This is a genomic window from Dellaglioa sp. CoH-56-MRSF-10 (assembly GCF_056782175.1).
The window spans coordinates 1-234 of record NZ_JBXAYF010000164.1 but is presented as its reverse complement, the minus strand read 5'-3'; the positions used below and the strand labels follow the sequence as shown (position 1 = coordinate 234).

Sequence of the window (234 nt, the reverse complement as noted above, 5' to 3'; positions counted from 1 at the left end):
GCTGACGGCTGCCGACCCGACCAAGCGAGAGAACTTACTCATTGACCTTCTCGGGGGACGAGGGCGGTCAGGACAGCTCCGGTGTTGCCGTTCACCGCGGTGTTGCGCATCTGGGGGCTGCCGACCCGGGCCAGCACACCCACCATGTGACCGGCCACGAAGTAAGCGCCATAAGAGACCGGGCCGGCGAAAACTTCAGTCGTGCCATCCGGGTACCGGTTCGCGAACTGGGCC

At 65.4% G+C, this 234-nt stretch carries 1 protein-coding gene; it reads right to left on the bottom strand.

Going from position 1 to position 234, the window contains the following annotated elements:
* Positions 1 to 38 precede the first annotated feature (38 nt).
* Positions 39 to 234 (bottom strand): hypothetical protein (locus AC1RP4_RS08135; protein WP_481763299.1); only part of this gene is annotated, 196 nt, incomplete at its 5' end.